This is a genomic window from Pseudomonas sp. 43(2021), assembly GCF_017490805.1.
Classification (GTDB): Bacteria; Pseudomonadota; Gammaproteobacteria; order Pseudomonadales; family Pseudomonadaceae; genus Aquipseudomonas.
This window is the reverse complement of record NZ_JAFGYJ010000291.1, coordinates 1-510: the sequence shown is the minus strand read 5'-3', so window position 1 is coordinate 510 and position 510 is coordinate 1. Positions and strand designations below refer to the sequence as shown.

The 510-nt window shown below is 60.2% G+C and carries 1 protein-coding gene; it reads right to left on the bottom strand.

Annotated features, from left to right (window positions below; all coding sequences use genetic code 11):
* On the bottom strand, positions 1 to 510 hold a 510-nt coding region (locus J5M71_RS27270; protein WP_243434373.1), incomplete at both ends, for a LysR substrate-binding domain-containing protein.

Here is a 510-nt window from a genome sequence, read left to right as displayed (position 1 = left end):
GCGCATCGAGCATGCTCGGCACGACGAGCCAGTGCGGCACGTTGAACGCGATGCGGCGCGTGAAGCGCATGTCCGCGAGCATCGTGTCGATCAGGCTGCTGTCGACGGGATTGATCGATACGTTGAGAAAATCGAGCGCCGCGAAGCGCTCGAGCGTGAGCGGCCTGTTCGCATCCGGATGGCGCCGGCTCAGCACGCAGACGAGCCGATCCTGAAACAGCACTTGCGCCGAAATCGCGTCCGGATGATCGAGCCCCGCACAGACCGCCATGTCGAGCCGGCCGGAATCGAGCGCCTCGACGGTCTTGTCCGCGTTCAGGTGCATCACGTTCATCCGGATATGCGGCGCCGTACCCCGAATATTGCGCAAGAGCGGCGGCAGCAGCAGCAATTCGGTCAGCTCCGACATTCTGAGCGTAAAACGGCGATCGGACGTAAATGAATCGAACTGATTTTCCGGAACAAATAATTCCTCTATTTGTTGCAAAATCTGACGCCCCGGGCGAAGGT